The organism is Marinovum sp., from assembly GCF_048263515.1.
Classification (GTDB): Bacteria; Pseudomonadota; Alphaproteobacteria; order Rhodobacterales; family Rhodobacteraceae; genus Marinovum.
Genome location: NZ_JBLXEC010000001.1, coordinates 269,110 through 283,452, shown reverse-complemented (window position 1 = coordinate 283,452; position 14,343 = coordinate 269,110). Strand labels below are relative to the sequence as shown.

Below are 14,343 nucleotides of genomic sequence, written 5' to 3'. Positions count from 1 at the left end.
TTTTATTGGTGGGCTGCGGTGGATCGCATATCGTCCTGCATTGGGAGAGAGACAAACGTGAACTTCAAGCAACTGACCTATTTCATCGCCGTGGCCGAAGAACTGCATTTCGGCCGCGCGGCCGAGCGTCTGGACATGGCGCAGCCGCCGCTCAGCCGGCAGATCAAGCAGCTGGAAGAGGAACTGGGCGCGATCCTGTTCAACCGCGGCCGCAGCGCCATCACCATGACCCAAGCCGGTCAGCGGCTGCTGGAACGCGGAAAATCGATCCTCGCCCAGCTCGAGGATACGCAGCTCGAGGTGCGGCGCTTGGGCCAGGGCGCCGAAGGCCGGTTGCGCGTGGGTTTCGTGGGCTCGGCCACCTTCGGCATCCTGCCCAATATCATCCGGTCCTATCGCACGACTTACCCCGAGGTAAATCTCAGCCTGATCCCGATGAACAACGCCGATCTGCACCGGGCGTTGGTGTCACGCGAACTGGACGTGGCCTTTGCCAGACCGACGCTCAAGGACCCGGAATTCCTGTCGAAACACCTTGTCGAGGAAAGGCTCATTCTGGCGCTGCCCGACATCATCGACACCGGATCGCGCACGGTGGCCAAGCTGGAACGGTTGCAGACCCATCACCTGATCCTCTACCCCGAGCGGCCACGGCCGAGCTATGCCGACATGGTGATCAAGGCGGTCGAGGATGCAGGTTTCACGGCACCGCTGCGCATCTGGTGCATGGACCTGCAGATGGCGCTCAGTCTCGTGGCCGTGGGCGAAGGGGTCTGTATCGTGCCCGAGTCGGTGGCGACCGCGCCGCGCAAGGGCATGAAGTTCCTCAAGATCGAGCCCGAGATTGCCCGCACCGAACTGGCGGTGAATTACCGGGTCGACGAACAGGGCGTGCACGTCAGGCACTTCGTCAACATCGCCCAGAAGGTGGCCCGCAAGCTGTTCTGAAAGGGCACCCTGAGACCGGGCGCCCCCCTGTCCTCAGACCCCCAGCCAGCGGTGCTGCGCGTCTTCGTCGGCCTTGATCTCGTCGGCGCTGCCGGTCCAGACGATCTGGCCCTTGCCGACAACCACGACATCATCGGCCAGCGAGGTCGCAAAACCGAAGTTCTGCTCGACGATGATCATCGACAGCCCCGCCGCCTTGAGCTCTTGCAGCTTGTCGTGGATCAGCTTGACGATGATCGGCGCAAGGCCTTCGGTCGGCTCATCGAGGATCAGCAGCTTCGGGTTCATCAGCAGGCCCCGGGCGATGGCCAGCATCTGCTGTTCGCCGCCCGACAACTGCGTGCCGCCGTTCTCCAGCCGTTCGCCAAGGCGCGGAAAGAGATCGAGCACCCGCTCCATCGTCCAGTCCGCGCCGGCGCCCCCGAACCGGCGGGCCGCGATCTCGAGGTTTTCGCGCACCGACAGCGACGGAAAGATATCCCGCGTCTCCGGCACATAGGCGATCCCGCTCCTGGCAATGTCAAACGGCTGCCCCGCGATCGGTTTGCCATCGAACAGGATTTCGCCGGACTTGAGCGGCAACAGGCCCATGATGGTCTTCAGCGTCGTGGACTTGCCCGCACCATTGCGACCGAGGATGGCCATCACCCGACCGGTCTGCGCGGCGAGAGAGACCCCGTAGAGCACCTGCGTCTCGCCATACCCGGATTCGATTGCGTTCAGTTCAAGCATCTTCCCAGCTCCCCAGATAGATTTCCTTGAGCAGGCTCGACCCGCGGGCCTCCTCCGGCAGGCCGTCAAAAACCACCTCGCCATAGTTCAGCACGGTGATCGTGTCGGCCACGTCAAAGGCCAGGTCCATGTCATGCTCGATGATCAAGAGCGTCAGATCGCGCGGCAGGTTGTTCAGCAGGTCGTGAAAGCCCTTGGCCATTTCCGGCCCGACACCGCTTGTCGGCTCGTCCATCAGCAGGACCAGCGGCCGGGTGGCCAACGCGACACCGACCTCGAGCTGGCGGCGCACGCCGTAGCTGATCTCGGAGACCTTGGCATGAAGGAAGGACGTCAGGTTCACCTGCGCCGCCACCTCTTCGACGATCTCGCGCACCTCGGGCTTGGCCAGGCTGTCCGACCAGAGCCGGGTGGCGTTGCCGGTATGGACGGCGGACGCCAGCCCGAGGTTTTCCGCCACCGTCAACCCGTCGAACAGCGTGTTCTTCTGATAGCTGCGCGACAGGCCGCGACGGGCGCGTGTGGCGACCGGCAAGGCGGTGACGTCTTCGCCTGCCAGGTGGATCGAGCCGCTGTTGGGCGTCAACTCGCCCACCAGCTGGTTGAAGAGCGTCGTCTTGCCCGCCCCGTTCGGCCCAAGGATGACACGGCGTTCGCCGCGCTCCAGTTTCAGCGAGACCGATCGGGTGACGTGGACGGCGCCGAAGCTCTTGTCCAGATTGCATGTCTCAAGCATCGCTCAGCACCTCCTTCGGGGTTTGTTTGCGACTGGCATCCGCCGTGCGACGGTCGGCCCGCGCGCTCCAGCGGGCCTCGATCCAGCCAAAGAGCCCGTTGGCGCGGCTCATCACCACGGCGATCAGGATGAGGCCGACAACCAGGTGCCAATAGGTCGTGACCGCGCTGAGTTCGTGCTTCAGCACGACAAAGGCCGCAGCCCCAACCAGCGGGCCGACAAGGGTGCCGAGACCGCCAAGGATCACCACCACCAGAGCTTCGCCCGAGACCGTCCAGGCCAGCAGTCCGGGCGAGATGTAGAGGATATGCTGAGCTGCCAGAACACCCGCGATCCCTGCGATCATGCCAGACAGGCCGAAAACATCCGCCTTCACCCGCCAGACGGTCAGGCCCAGCGCCCGCATCCGCTGTTCGTTGTGCATGACCCCGGTCAGCGAGCGCCCGAGACCGGAGCGCAGGATCAGCACCGAGGCCCCGTACAGTGCCGCCAGCACGGCAAGGCAGAAGAGCGCGAAGCTGCGGCTGTCGTTCAGGTCGACGCCGATGACGCTCAGGTCAAACCGCGAGATCCCGCCCAACCCGTCATCGCCGCCAAAGATCGGCGCTTCGAAGACGTAGGAATAGGCCATCTGGCCAAAGGCCAGCGTCGCCATGATGAAGTAGATGCCATGGCTGCGGGCGCAGATCGCGCCGATGACCCAGGCGATGGCCCCGGTCAGGACGACCGCCCCGGCCATCGCCACCGGCGGCGCGATGCCGGCCTTGGTCGACAGCAGCACATAGGCATAGGCCCCGACGCCCATCAGCGCACCGTGGCAGAGCGAGACCATGCCGCCGAAGCCTGCGACGATGTCGAGCGCCAGTACCAGCATGGCGAGGATCAGGATCTCGGTCAGGATCTCCAAACCGAAGTAGCCGGCGGTAAAGGCCTGAAACAGCGCGCCTGCGGCCAGCAGGGCCAGCACCGCGTAGCGGAGAGAATTGTGGGAAAACATCGTCTTATCCTTTCGCCGGGAACAAGCCCACCGGCTTGACCACCAGAACGGCAGCCAGCAGGGCGTAGATCAGAACCGAGGCAAGCTGCGGCGCCAGCACCGCGCCGAAGGTCTGTACGAAGCCGAAGATCAGCGATCCGGCGATTGCGCCCCTGAGCGATCCGAGCCCGCCGATCACGATCACGATCAGGGTCGGGATCAGGATTTGCAGCCCCATGTCCGGCGTCACGCTCAGCAGCGGTGCGGCCACCGCCCCGGAAAGCCCGGCCAGCGCGCATCCGACACAGAACACGATGAAGAACAGCCGTTCGACGTTGATCCCGAGGCAGGCCGCCATGGCGTCATTGTCGACACCGGCCCGGATCATTGCGCCGATCTGCGTGCGGGAGAGGCCAAAGGCCAGCACGGCAAAGATCGTCAGACCCAAAGCGATGATGAACAGGCGATAAGTCGGATACTCGACGCCGAGAAAGCTCAGGCGGCCGGAGAGCACCGCTGGCACGTCGATCGCCAGCGCCAGGTCACCCCAGACGATCCGTGTGAGATCGAGCAGCACGAAGATCAGCCCGAAGGTCACCAGAACCTGCGCCATGGGGCCGGATTTGCGCATCCGCTTGATCAGCCCGGAATAAAGCAGGATGCCGACGCCCGCGACGGCCACGGGGGCCAGGAAGAACCCCATCCAATAGCCGCCCACTGCGGCCAGCGACGCGGCAAAATAGGCGCCCAGAGCATAGAGCGAACCATGCGCAAGGTTGACGAAATGCATCAGCCCGAAGATGACCGTCAGGCCGATGGAAAGCAGAAACAGCAGCATGGAAAGTTGCAGCGCGTTGAGCGTCTGAAGTGTCCAGAAACCAAGATCATGGGTCATGAGAAGGTCCTCCTCGCAGGGTGCGACCCGGCCACCGACAGGCGACCGGGCCAGACAGTCAGTTGGAGACAGGTGCCATCTCGCAGCCGTTGATCGGATCGGCCTCGGCCGGCAGCTGGGCCAGGATCTTCTGGGTCAGCCCGCCCTCGCCCGCCACGGTCTCGTAGACGTAGATCGGCTGGATCAGGTTGTTGGTGGCCGGATCGACCGACAGCGCGCCGCGCGGCCCCTCGAAACGGACCTGACGCAGAGCAGTGGCCAAGGTGGCACGATCAGTGGCCCCGGTCTTGACCGCTTCGATCAGGGCGTGCGCCGCGTCATAGCCATGCACCGCGAATTCCGACGGCATGCGCCCGGTTTCCTCGATGAAGGCACCGACAAAGGCTGCGTTGGGACCGCTGTCGATAGTCGGCGCATAATGCAGCGCAGTGATGATGCCTTCGGCCGCTTCGCCCTGCGCATTGACGTAGAGCGGCGAGGTCAGGAAGCCCGAGCCATAGAGCGGCAGGTCGGCCTTCATCCCGAAGCTGTCGTATTGTTTGACAAAGGAGATCGCCTCGCCGCCGGCGTAGAAGACATAGACGGCGTCCGCGCCGCTGGCCTTGGCCTGCGCCAGATATGGCCCGAAGTCCTGGGTTTTCTGGAACGGCGTAAACTCCTGTCCGACCACCTCTCCGCCGGCGGCGGTGAAGCTGTCGACAAAGCCGCCGATCATCTGGTGGCCTGCCGCATAATCCGGCGCCAGTGTGAACACCTTCTTGATGCCCTGCTGCGCCATCCAGGCGCCCATCGGCCGGTTGACCTGACCGTTCGAAAAGGACATCCGCGTGATGTAGGGCGAACAGGCGGCACCCGTGGCCTCGTCATTGCCGGCGTTGGCAACGATCAGCGGCACCCCTGCGCCATGCACCATGTCCCGCAGGGCGCTCAGCACGCCGGAGCTGACGACGCCGACCAGCACATCGGCCTTGTCCTGCAGGATCAGCTTCTTGGCCTTGCCAAGCGCGACGGGCGGTTTCACCTCGGTGTCTTCGCGGACGATCTCGAAGGTGACGTCGGTCTCGGCGCCATACTGCGCAAGCCCTAGGTTGAAGCCGGTCTCGATCTCGGTGCCAAGCGCGGCATAGACCCCCGAGAAGGGCAGCAGCAGGCCGACCTTGATGTCTTCGGCTGCGACAGGCACAGCGAGGCTGGTGGCGAGCCCGAGGGCCGCCAGGATAGAACGTTTCATTTGGTATCTCCTCCAGTTGGTTGAACGGCCCCTCCTCAGGGCCTATCCCAAGTCGCCCCCACCCACCGGCACGGTCACGCCGGTGATGTAGGAAGCGTCGTCCGACGCCAGGAACAGGATCGGGCCTGCCTGCTCGTCGAGCGTTCCGTATCGTTTCATCAGGGAGGACTGGATCGTCTGGTCGACGATGGTCTGGTACCAGTCCTCGCGCTGCTCCTCTTCAGCGTTGGCATTGCGCGGCACCACGCGCGGCGGCGCCTCGGTACCGCCCGGCGCTGTGGCGACCACGCGAATGCCGCGCTCTGCGACTTCCCAGGCCAGGCTTGCGGTGATCGCGTTCACGCCGCCTTTTGCTGCCGCATAGGGCACGCGGTTGAGCCCCCGCGTGGCGATGGACGAGACGTTGACGATCACGCCAGCGCCCTGCGGCAACATCCGCTCGATTGCGGCGCGGCAGCAAAAAAGCGTGGGAAACAGCGACCGGCGCACTTCGGCCTCGATCTGCTTGGGCTCGTAATGTTCGAAGGGCTTGGCCCAGATCGTGCCGCCGACGTTGTTCACCAGGATGTCGATCCGGCCCCAGACATCCATGGCCTTTTGCATCGCCTTGTCGCAGCCGGACCAGGTTTCGAGGTTGACCGAGAGCGCCTCGGCCGTGCCGCCTGCCGCGCGGATCGCGGCGACCACGTCCTTGCGGGCCGGGGAGCGGTCGACGATCAGCACCTTGGCGCCTTCGGCAGCGGCCCGTTCGGCGACGCGGCGGCCGATGCCCTGCGCGGCGCCTGTCACCACCATGATCTTGTCCTCGAAACGACGGGTCATGCCGCTTCGGCCTTGTCTTCCGTCGGGTTGAACTTCTCGTAGTAGAAGTTCGCGGGCGCGACACCCAGCTTGCCGAAATGGCCGCGCACCGCGTCCACCATGGGGGGCGGTCCGCAGAGATAGACGTCGCAATCGCCGCCGGTCAGGTCATCGGCGGTCAGGTGGTCGGTCACGAAACCCTTGCGGTCATGCGCGTCGTCTTCTGCGGCGAGAATGGTGATCACGGTGACATTGCCGATCCTGTCGGCCAGCGCCTTGACCCGCTCGAGCTCCACCAGGTCGGCGGCCCGGGTCACGGCGTAGTAGAGCACGATGGGGTGATCGCTGCCCTGCTCGGCCACCTGTTCGAGCATCGACAGGAAAGGCGCGAGGCCGGTGCCGCCGGCCAGCCAGAGCTGCGCGCGCTCGATCGGACGCAGGTAAAAGGCGCCCATCGGCCCGGTGGCTGTCAGCGCATCGCCGGGTTGTGCTTGCTGGCCCAGATAGCTGCTCATGACGCCGCCCGGAATATTGCGGATCAGGAAGGTCGCCTCCTGCGCGCCCGGCGCCGACGAGAAGGAATAGGACCGGTGCTTGTCGGTGCCCGGAACACTCAGGTTCACGTATTGCCCCGGCAGAAAGCTGATCGGCTTGGCCAGCTTCACCCGAAGACCGAAGGAGGTCTCGGACAGCCGGTCGACGCCCTGCACCTCGGCCTCGACGGCCTCTGGCGCGGTCTTGCAGAGGGCGGACGAGGCCGGAACCCGCACGACGCAATCGCTTTCGGGGATCATCTGGCAGGTGAGCGCATAACCTTCTGCGGCCTCTTCGTCGCTCATCGACTCGTCCATGTAGAATTCCAGCTCGTATTCGCCCTTTTCGACGAAACACTTGCAGGTGCCACAGACGCCGTCGCGGCAGTCCATCGGCAGGTTGATCTTCTGACGGAAGGCCGCATCGGTCACCTTCTCGTCGTCATCGCACTGGATGACGCGGGTGACGCCATCTTCGAAATTCAGGGCAATGTTGTAGGTCATCTTGGCATGCTCCTCCCATGGCCGCGCACCACAGGCGGTGCGCGGAGGTTCGTTTCTCTCCCCTGTGGCAGAGATCAGATGTGGTAGATGTCGATCACGTGGTGGATGTGATCGTTCTTCAGGACCACCTTCTTGTCGGTGATCAGCGGCTTGGGCCCGCTGGTGTCGAGCGTGTAGAACGACGTGCCCCAGTGCTGGTCGGTCTGGCCGTAGCGATAGCTCAGCGTGTGCCAGTTGAAGCGCAACCTGATCTCGCGGCCCTCCCGGCTCAGCACCTCGATGCCCGACAGGTAGTGGTTGGTCCGGGGCTCGGGCAGCGAGGTCGCGGACGACCGGTCGGTCTTGATCCGGAAGACGCGGTCCTCGATCCCCTGCTTGTTGGGGTAGTACATCAGCGACATTTCGTTTGCCGGGTCTTCCGTCAGGGTGTCGAAGTCATCCCAGGCCGGCATCCAGAACGGGCAGTCCTGATGATAGAAGGTCAGCCAGGTGTCCCAATCCCGGTCGTCCAGGGCGCGCACCTCGGCGTGGAGGAAGGCCTGGATGTCTTCGTAGGACAGCGTTCCGGCGTCGGGGCGTTCAAGCGTGTCAGTGGTCATTGTCTCTCCTCCTCATTCGGCCGCGACAGCCGCGCCGGGCGCGGTTTCGCGTTCCTTGGAGATGGCCTGGCCCATGCGCTCGGACCAGTTGCTGTGCTGGATGACGAAGAGCCCTTCGTCCTCGGTCCGGGCGCCGGACAGAACCGGGTTGATGCCCAGGGCCTTGGCGTCTTCGTCCGGGCCTTCGATCCACTGGGTCGCGCCCCGGGTCAGGTCGTTCCACTTGGCATGCGCCGCGCCGGCATAGCCGCGCTGGGTGGCACGGAATTCCTCGGTATCGTCCGGCGTCGCCATGCCGGAGGCGTTGAAGAAATCCTCGTACTGGCGGATGCGGCGGGTGCGCGCCTCCTGGGCTTCGCCCTTGGGCGCGATGCAGTAGATCGTGACTTCGGTCTGATCGACGCTGATCGGGCGGAACACCCTGATCTGGCTCGAGAACTGGTCCATCAGGAAGACGTTGGGATAGAGGCAGAGGTTGCGCAGCACGCCGACCATCCATTGCGCCTTGGTCTCCCCGTACTTCTCGGTCCATTCCGCCAGTCTCGGATAGCCCGGACGGTTCGTCGGGTCGGCCCATTCGGTCCAGAGCAGGATGTGGCCGTTGTCATAGGCGTGGAAACCGCCGCGCTGCTTGGCCCATTTGCTGGCATCGGTCGCCTTGATATTGTCTTCCTTGCCGTCGTCGGTGCGGTGCGCGGTGGTGGCGACATAATTCCAATGCACGGCAGAGACGTGGTATCCGTCAGCGCCGTTCTCGGCCTGAAGCTTCCAGTTGCCGTCATAGGTATAGGTTGACGAGCCGCGCAGCACCTCGAGGCCCTCGTCGGCCTGATCGACCATGATGTCGATCATCTTGCGCGCCTCGCCGAGGTACTCCTCCAGCGGCTTCACATCGGCGCTGAGCGAGCCGAACAGAAAGCCCCGGTAGCTTTCGAACCGCGCCACCTTGGTCAGGTCATGGCTGCCGTCGGTGTTGAACTGCTCGGGGTAGCCCGCGCCCTTTGGGTCCTTGACCTTGAGCAGCTTGCCGGTGTTCGAGAAGGTCCAGCCGTGGAACGGGCAGGTAAAGGTCTTCTGGTTGCGGCGCTTGAAGCGGCAGAGCTGCGCGCCCCGGTGCGAACAGGCATTGACCAGCGCATGCAGTTCGCCGTCCTTGTCGCGGGTGATGACGACGGGCGTGCGGCCCATGGTCAGGGTGAAGTAATCGCCGGGGTTCGGGATCTGGCTTTCGTGCGCCATGTAGATCCAGTTGCCCTCGAAGATGTGCTTGATCTCGAGCTCGAAGAGCTCTTCGTCGGTAAAGATGTCCCGGCGGCAGCGAAAGGTGCCGGTTTCCGGATCATCCTGGATCGCGCCATCGAGGCGCGCCTCGAATTCATCGAGATTGGATTGGGTGAACATATGGGGTCCTCCTCCTGTCTGCCGTCACGCGTCTCCGGCGCGGCGGCTGGGTTTGATATCGGGCCGCCGGGTTATGCGCCGGCGACAGCGGTCATGGTCCGGCCGCCATCGCGGCGGAAGAAATCGATCTTGTCGGGGTCGAGCGTCGTGCCGATGCCGGGGCCGCGCGGGATGTCCACGCAGAAATCGCGATAGGTGATGGGCTCGGCGAGAATGTCCTCGGTGAGCAGCAGAGGCCCGAAGAACTCGGTCCCCCAGTGCAGCGTCTCGACCGTTGCGAAAAGCTGCAGCGCTGCGGCGGTGCCCAGCCCGGTTTCGAGCATCGTGCCGCCGTAAAGGCCAAGCCCCGCAGCCTGGCCGATGGCGACGACCTCCGAGGCCCGCTTGAGCCCGCCGGATTGCGCGACCTTGACGGCAAAGACGTCGGCGGCCTTGCTGGCGGCCACCTCGAAGGCGTCCTCGGGGCCGTTCAGCGCCTCGTCCGCCATCACCGCGATCTCGTAGCCGCGGGTCAGTTCCGCCAGGTCCTTGCGATAGCGCGCCGGCACTGGCTGCTCGACCAGCTCGCAGCCGGCGTCCTGCAGGCCTTTCAGACCCCAGCGCGCATCCTGCAGCGACCAGGCGGTGTTGATGTCGACGCGCACGCTTGCGGCCTCGCCCACCGCCGCCTTGATCCGGGCGACATGGGCCACGTCATCGCGCACCGAGCGCTTGCCGATCTTCAGCTTGAAGATGTTGTGGCGCCGGGTTTCGATCATCTCATGCGCTTCGGCGATGTCGGTCTCGGAATTGCCCGAGGCGAGTGTCCAGGCGACCGGCAGCCGTTCGTGCACCGCACCGCCAAAGAGCTGCGACACCGGCACGTTCAGCCGCTTGCCCAGGCCGTCCCAGAGCGCCATTTCGACGGCGGTCTTGGCAATCCGGTTGCCCTTGACCAGCTTGTCGACCAGCTGGATCGCACCGTTGACGTTATCGGCGTCGCGCCCGGCCAGCGCCGGGGCGATATAGGTGTCGATGGCCGACTTGATACCTTCGGGGCTTTCGGGCCCGTAGCTCAGCCCGCCGATGGTGGTGCCTTCGCCGATCCCTTCCGACCCGTCGGAAAACCGGACCCGCACCAGAACCGCGGTCTGGACCCGCATCGTGGCCATCGACAGCACGTGGCCGCGGATGGTCGGGATATCGAGGATCAGGGTCTCGATCTGGTCAATCTTGGTCACTGGGGCACCACATCTACATGTTTCGTTGGACTGCAGACTGCGCCGCGAACCGGGATTCTGTCGATGATTGGGGGGGTCTTGACTGATACCCTGGCGTCGGCATTTGGCCGGGACGCAGGCGCAGAAAAGGCCGGCCGGTCCTCCGGCCGGCCTGAACCGGAGATCTGATTTTGCAGTGAAGGGTCGTCCGAGCTGTAGCTCGCCAAAGGACCGGCCTGCCCGATTCCGCCCGGCACCCCCCCCTGGAAAGGGCCAAACCCGTCAAACCGCCTGGCCCCTGCCAAGTCAGGCCGCGAGCAGTCTTTCGACGTGCGCCGGGCCGGTCGGCCTGATGCCGGTCGGGTTCAGAGCCTTGATCGAGTAATACCCGTGGGTGATGTGGTCGATATCAACGGTCTCGGCCACCCCCGGCAGGCGCAGAATGCGCGCCATGTAGGCCGAGAGCCGCGGATAGTCGCTGATCTGCCGACGGTTGGTCTTGAAGAGACCGTGATAGGCGGCGTCGAAGCGGATCAGGGTGACAAAGGCGCGGATATCCGTCTCGGTCAGGCGGTCGCCGAACAGGAAATCCCCCGAGAGCCGATCCTCGAGCTCGTCGAGCATGGCAAAGACTCCGTCGACAGCCTCGTCATAGGCGGCCTGCGACGAGGCGAAGCCCGCCTTGTAGACCCCGTTGTTGAGCAGGGTATAGAGCCGCGGGTTCAGTGCGTCGATCTCGGCGGCAAGGTCCGCAGGATAAAGCCGCAGGTCGGACGGGACAAGCTGTTCGAACGCGGTGTCGAACATGCGCAGGATATCGGCGCTCTCGTTGTTCACGATCACATTCCGCACCGTGTCCCACAGAACAGGCACGGTGGCGCGGCCGGTGAAATGCGGATCGGCCCGGGTATAGATCTCATGCATGTAGCGCGCCCCGAACAGCGGGTCTTGATCCGCACCGGGATAGCCACCGAAACACCAGCCCTGATCAGTCAATGTGGGGTTCACCACGGTCACCGGGATGACATCCTCAAGCCCCTTGAGCTTTCGGGCAATCAGCGTCCGCGACGCCCAGGGACAGATCAGCGCGACATAAAGCCGGTAGCGGCCGGGTTCAGCCTTGAAGCCGCCCTCCCCGGTCGGGCCGGGGGCGCCATCGGGCGTGATCCAGTTGCGAAAGCTCGAGACCTGGCGCACGAAGCGGCCCTTCTCGTCGGCCTTCTGCACGGGTTGCCAGTTCTCGATCCATTTTCCGTCGACAAGCATGGGGCTGTCTCCTCAATTCGCATGAAAGATGAACGACCGCATCGACACCGATCCAAGGTCGATGGCGTCGGTCATGAAGGTCAGGTCGTCGCGGGTGTCCGACGCGCCGGCGATGGTCAACGCCGGCAGGTAGTGATCCACGGTCGGGTGGGCGACAGAGAGCATCGGGCCGAGCCCCCTGGCATCTGCAAGCGCCGCGAAATTGCGGTCGGTCAGGCGCTCGGCAACAAGCGCATCGAACTCCAGCGCGAAATCCTGCGGTTTGCCGCCCGGGCGCATGGCGTGCAGGTTGTGGACCACGTTGCCCGAGCCGAGGATCAGGACGCCCCGGTCGCGCAGCTCCGACAGGGTTCGACCGATCTCGAGCTGGTGGTCCAACCCGCGGCTCATGTCGATGGAGACTTGGAAGACCGGCACATCGGCCTCGGGATAAAGGTATTTCAGCACCGCCCAGGCGCCATGGTCGAGCCCCCAGCGATCGTCTTCCTGCGCCCGGTGGCTTTTCAGCAGCGAGACGACTTCGCGGGCCAGGGCGGGCTGACCCTGCGCCGGGTAGTGCTGATCGAACAGTGCTTGGGGAAAGCCGTAGAAATCGTGGATCGTGCGCGGCATTGCCGAGACATCGACCAGCGTGGTGCCTTGGGTCATCCAGTGCGCCGACACCACGAGAATGGCCTCGGGCCGCGGCAGACTCTTGCCCAGCTCGGTCCAGGCGCGGCTGTAGGCATTGTCCTCGATCACGTTCATCGGGCTGCCATGGCCGAGAAAGACCGCCGGCAGCCGGTCAGAGGGGGCAAAGCGATCGCGAAGGTCCTGAAGGCTGTGGGTCTGCATGATGGGTCTCCCGTGTCCGGGCCGGACCGCCGCCTTGGCGATCCGGCAGCTTGAAGTGCACTCAGGCGAGCTTGCCGAGGCTGCGGTCAAGCACCGGCAGGCGCAGGGCAAAGGCACCGGCGCCCAGCAGCAGGATCACCCCCTGCACGATGGTCCAGAACAGCGGGAATTCCCAGCCGCCACCTTCGTTCGAGAAGGTCCAGCCAAAGCCCGCGTGCGCCCAGACCGAGCCGAGCAGGATCGCGATCAGCGGGATCGAGACCGCGCGGACGGCGACACCGAGGATCAGGGCCAGACCGCCGCCCAGTTCGCCAAGGATGGTGAGGTAGGCAAAGAAACCCGGAAGCCCGAGGCTTTCGAAGAAGGCGACGGTGCCGGGGATGGTGAACAGGCTCACCTTCATCCAGCCGTGGGCGAGGAAGGTCACACCGCTTGTCACGCGCAGCACGAGGGCCGCATAGTCGGCATTGGGGTTTGCGGAATTGATGGACATGTTGGTCACTCCTTGGGGTTGGGACAGGCCGCCGGCCAGCGCCGCGCGTTCCGGGGAAGTGCCCGGCACCTGTCCGAATTGTCTGTTCATGAAGCCGAAAGGCTCGAAGTTGCGTTCTTTGGCGGTCCGGTATCGGCGGCCTCCGAACTGATCTTCACGGCTTTCTGCATCTGCGTGCCGTCCTGAGCGACGGACCGTTTTGATCTGCTCCCAACATAAGGCTTGCAGACCTTCTACGAAATGTAGAAGTTATGGAATGACTATCTCTTATATGTTCCGAATAGTGCCATGGACCTCATAGACCAGCTTCGCGCCTTTGTCGCGACGGCCCAGACCGGGTCCTTCACGGCCGCCGCTGACCACCTGGGCATTTCGAACCGGCTGACGTCCAAATACGTGGCCGAGCTCGAGGCGCGCATCGGCGTCCGCCTGTTCCAGCGCACGACCCGCAAGGTCGGGCTGACCGCGGCCGGGACCGACCTGCTGTCCCGCGCGCCTGCCCTGCTGGACGACCTGGATCATATGCTCGCCGACATCTCGGAGTCGTCGAAGGGATTGTCGGGTGTCGTGAGAGTCTCTGCGCCCATCACCTTTGGCGAGGTGCATATCGCGGGATTTCTCGCGCGGTTCGCCGAGCAACACCCCGGCATCACCATAGACCTGCGGCTGAGCGATGCGTTCAGCGACCTTGCCGCCGAGGGCATCGACCTTGCCTTTCGGATCGGCCGTTTCGACATGGCCTCACTCAAGGTTCGGCGGCTGGGCGCGTTCCAGAGCCTGCCGGTCGCCAGCGCCGCCTACCTCGCGCAGGCCGGCGCGCCGACAACGCCCGAAGAGCTCTCAGGGCACAGTTGCATCGTCGATACCAACCGCCGGAACCCCCGGCGTTGGGTCTTTGACCATGACGGCACCGAGGTCGTAGCTCAGATCGAGGGCCGGTTTCATGTAAATTCGGCCAGTGCCGCCGTCGATCTGGCGCGCCGCGGCCTCGGGGTCGCCTATGTTCCCAGCTTCGCCCTGCGCGGCGCGCTCGACAACGGCGAGCTGGTGCGGCTTTTTGACGGCTACACCGGTGAACGTGGTGACATCGCCGCCGTCTATCTCGAAGGGCGCACCTTGCCGCGCAAGGTTCGCGCCCTGATCGACTTTGCCGTCAAGGACATGCAGGAGACCTAGCGGACAGCTGGTCCGCGAC

The 14,343-nt window shown here is 64.5% G+C and carries 15 protein-coding genes; 2 read left to right on the top strand and 13 right to left on the bottom strand.

The features are described 5' to 3' along the window. The first annotated feature begins 57 nt into the window (after positions 1-57). A complete protein-coding gene (locus tag ACN0SE_RS01345) occupies positions 58-948 on the top strand; it encodes a LysR family transcriptional regulator (protein WP_417522668.1) in 891 nt (296 codons plus the stop codon). 33 nt (positions 949-981) lie between these two features. Here ACN0SE_RS01345 and ACN0SE_RS01340 read toward each other — a convergent pair whose 3' ends face one another. The 13 genes from ACN0SE_RS01340 to ACN0SE_RS01280 form a co-directional block, all read right to left on the bottom strand. Then, the gene (locus ACN0SE_RS01340) at positions 982-1,680 is read right to left on the bottom strand and encodes an ABC transporter ATP-binding protein (RefSeq protein WP_417522667.1); all 699 of its coding nucleotides are present in this window, start codon (positions 1,678-1,680) and stop codon (positions 982-984) included. Then, entirely contained in the window at positions 1,673-2,416 is a 744-nt protein-coding gene (locus ACN0SE_RS01335) for an ABC transporter ATP-binding protein (RefSeq protein WP_417522666.1), read from the bottom strand. Before ACN0SE_RS01335 ends, ACN0SE_RS01340 begins: the two co-directional genes overlap by 8 nt. Beyond that, positions 2,409-3,413, bottom strand: coding sequence for a branched-chain amino acid ABC transporter permease (locus ACN0SE_RS01330; protein ID WP_417522665.1), 1,005 nt, complete (start codon positions 3,411-3,413; stop codon positions 2,409-2,411). The genes ACN0SE_RS01335 and ACN0SE_RS01330 overlap by 8 nt, the downstream gene beginning before the upstream one ends. 4 nt (positions 3,414-3,417) lie before the next feature. Continuing rightward, positions 3,418-4,287 (bottom strand): branched-chain amino acid ABC transporter permease, encoded by an 870-nt coding sequence (locus ACN0SE_RS01325; protein ID WP_417522664.1) that lies wholly within the window; start codon positions 4,285-4,287, stop codon positions 3,418-3,420. Between the two features lie 58 nt (positions 4,288-4,345). Beyond that, on the bottom strand, positions 4,346-5,518 hold the full coding sequence (locus ACN0SE_RS01320; protein WP_417522663.1) for an ABC transporter substrate-binding protein: 1,173 nt from the start codon (positions 5,516-5,518) through the stop codon (positions 4,346-4,348). Between the two features lie 42 nt (positions 5,519-5,560). Continuing rightward, the gene (gene benD / locus ACN0SE_RS01315; protein WP_417522662.1) at positions 5,561-6,340 is read right to left on the bottom strand and encodes a benzoate diol dehydrogenase BenD; all 780 of its coding nucleotides are present in this window, start codon (positions 6,338-6,340) and stop codon (positions 5,561-5,563) included. After that, positions 6,337-7,356, bottom strand: coding sequence for a benzoate 1,2-dioxygenase electron transfer component BenC (gene benC, locus ACN0SE_RS01310; protein WP_417522661.1), 1,020 nt, complete (start codon positions 7,354-7,356; stop codon positions 6,337-6,339). Before benC ends, benD begins: the two co-directional genes overlap by 4 nt. Before the next feature lie 74 nt (positions 7,357-7,430). Further along, positions 7,431-7,955 carry a benzoate 1,2-dioxygenase small subunit gene (benB, locus tag ACN0SE_RS01305; protein WP_417522660.1) on the bottom strand — a complete coding sequence of 175 codons (525 nt, stop codon included), beginning with the start codon at positions 7,953-7,955 and terminating at the stop codon, positions 7,431-7,433. Positions 7,956-7,967: 12 nt separating this feature from the next. After that, positions 7,968-9,356, bottom strand: coding sequence for a benzoate 1,2-dioxygenase large subunit (gene benA, locus ACN0SE_RS01300; protein WP_417522659.1), 1,389 nt, complete (start codon positions 9,354-9,356; stop codon positions 7,968-7,970). A gap of 71 nt (positions 9,357-9,427) precedes the next feature. Next, positions 9,428-10,576, bottom strand: coding sequence for a muconate/chloromuconate family cycloisomerase (locus ACN0SE_RS01295; protein WP_417522658.1), 1,149 nt, complete (start codon positions 10,574-10,576; stop codon positions 9,428-9,430). A 285-nt stretch (positions 10,577-10,861) separates the two neighbouring features. Next, positions 10,862-11,821, bottom strand: coding sequence for a glutathione S-transferase family protein (locus ACN0SE_RS01290; protein WP_417522657.1), 960 nt, complete (start codon positions 11,819-11,821; stop codon positions 10,862-10,864). 12 nt (positions 11,822-11,833) lie between these two features. Continuing rightward, the gene (gene ygiD / locus ACN0SE_RS01285) at positions 11,834-12,655 is read right to left on the bottom strand and encodes a 4,5-DOPA dioxygenase extradiol (protein WP_417522656.1); all 822 of its coding nucleotides are present in this window, start codon (positions 12,653-12,655) and stop codon (positions 11,834-11,836) included. A gap of 61 nt (positions 12,656-12,716) precedes the next feature. Beyond that, positions 12,717-13,148, bottom strand: coding sequence for a DoxX family protein (locus ACN0SE_RS01280; protein WP_417522655.1), 432 nt, complete (start codon positions 13,146-13,148; stop codon positions 12,717-12,719). Positions 13,149-13,436: 288 nt separating this feature from the next. Here ACN0SE_RS01280 and ACN0SE_RS01275 point away from each other — a divergent pair, with 288 nt between their 5' ends. Next, positions 13,437-14,324 carry a LysR family transcriptional regulator gene (locus tag ACN0SE_RS01275; protein WP_417522654.1) on the top strand — a complete coding sequence of 296 codons (888 nt, stop codon included), beginning with the start codon at positions 13,437-13,439 and terminating at the stop codon, positions 14,322-14,324. Positions 14,325-14,343 lie beyond the last annotated feature (19 nt).

What these genes read in the sequence shown, in the direction of transcription:
- ACN0SE_RS01340 (WP_417522667.1), bottom strand. Translation starts at nt 1,680, where the DNA reads ATGCTTGAACTGAACGCAATCGAATCCGGGTATGGCGAGACGCAGGTG.
- ACN0SE_RS01335 (WP_417522666.1), bottom strand. Translation starts at nt 2,416, where the DNA reads ATGCTTGAGACATGCAATCTGGACAAGAGCTTCGGCGCCGTCCACGTC.
- ACN0SE_RS01330 (WP_417522665.1), bottom strand. Translation starts at nt 3,413, where the DNA reads ATGTTTTCCCACAATTCTCTCCGCTACGCGGTGCTGGCCCTGCTGGCC.
- ACN0SE_RS01325 (WP_417522664.1), bottom strand. Translation starts at nt 4,287, where the DNA reads ATGACCCATGATCTTGGTTTCTGGACACTTCAGACGCTCAACGCGCTG.
- ACN0SE_RS01320 (WP_417522663.1), bottom strand. Translation starts at nt 5,518, where the DNA reads ATGAAACGTTCTATCCTGGCGGCCCTCGGGCTCGCCACCAGCCTCGCT.
- benD (WP_417522662.1), bottom strand. Translation starts at nt 6,340, where the DNA reads ATGACCCGTCGTTTCGAGGACAAGATCATGGTGGTGACAGGCGCCGCG.
- benC (WP_417522661.1), bottom strand. Translation starts at nt 7,356, where the DNA reads ATGACCTACAACATTGCCCTGAATTTCGAAGATGGCGTCACCCGCGTC.
- benB (WP_417522660.1), bottom strand. Translation starts at nt 7,955, where the DNA reads ATGACCACTGACACGCTTGAACGCCCCGACGCCGGAACGCTGTCCTAC.
- benA (WP_417522659.1), bottom strand. Translation starts at nt 9,356, where the DNA reads ATGTTCACCCAATCCAATCTCGATGAATTCGAGGCGCGCCTCGATGGC.
- ACN0SE_RS01290 (WP_417522657.1), bottom strand. Translation starts at nt 11,821, where the DNA reads ATGCTTGTCGACGGAAAATGGATCGAGAACTGGCAACCCGTGCAGAAG.
- ygiD (WP_417522656.1), bottom strand. Translation starts at nt 12,655, where the DNA reads ATGCAGACCCACAGCCTTCAGGACCTTCGCGATCGCTTTGCCCCCTCT.
- ACN0SE_RS01280 (WP_417522655.1), bottom strand. Translation starts at nt 13,148, where the DNA reads ATGTCCATCAATTCCGCAAACCCCAATGCCGACTATGCGGCCCTCGTG.
- ACN0SE_RS01275 (WP_417522654.1), top strand. Translation starts at nt 13,437, where the DNA reads ATGGACCTCATAGACCAGCTTCGCGCCTTTGTCGCGACGGCCCAGACC.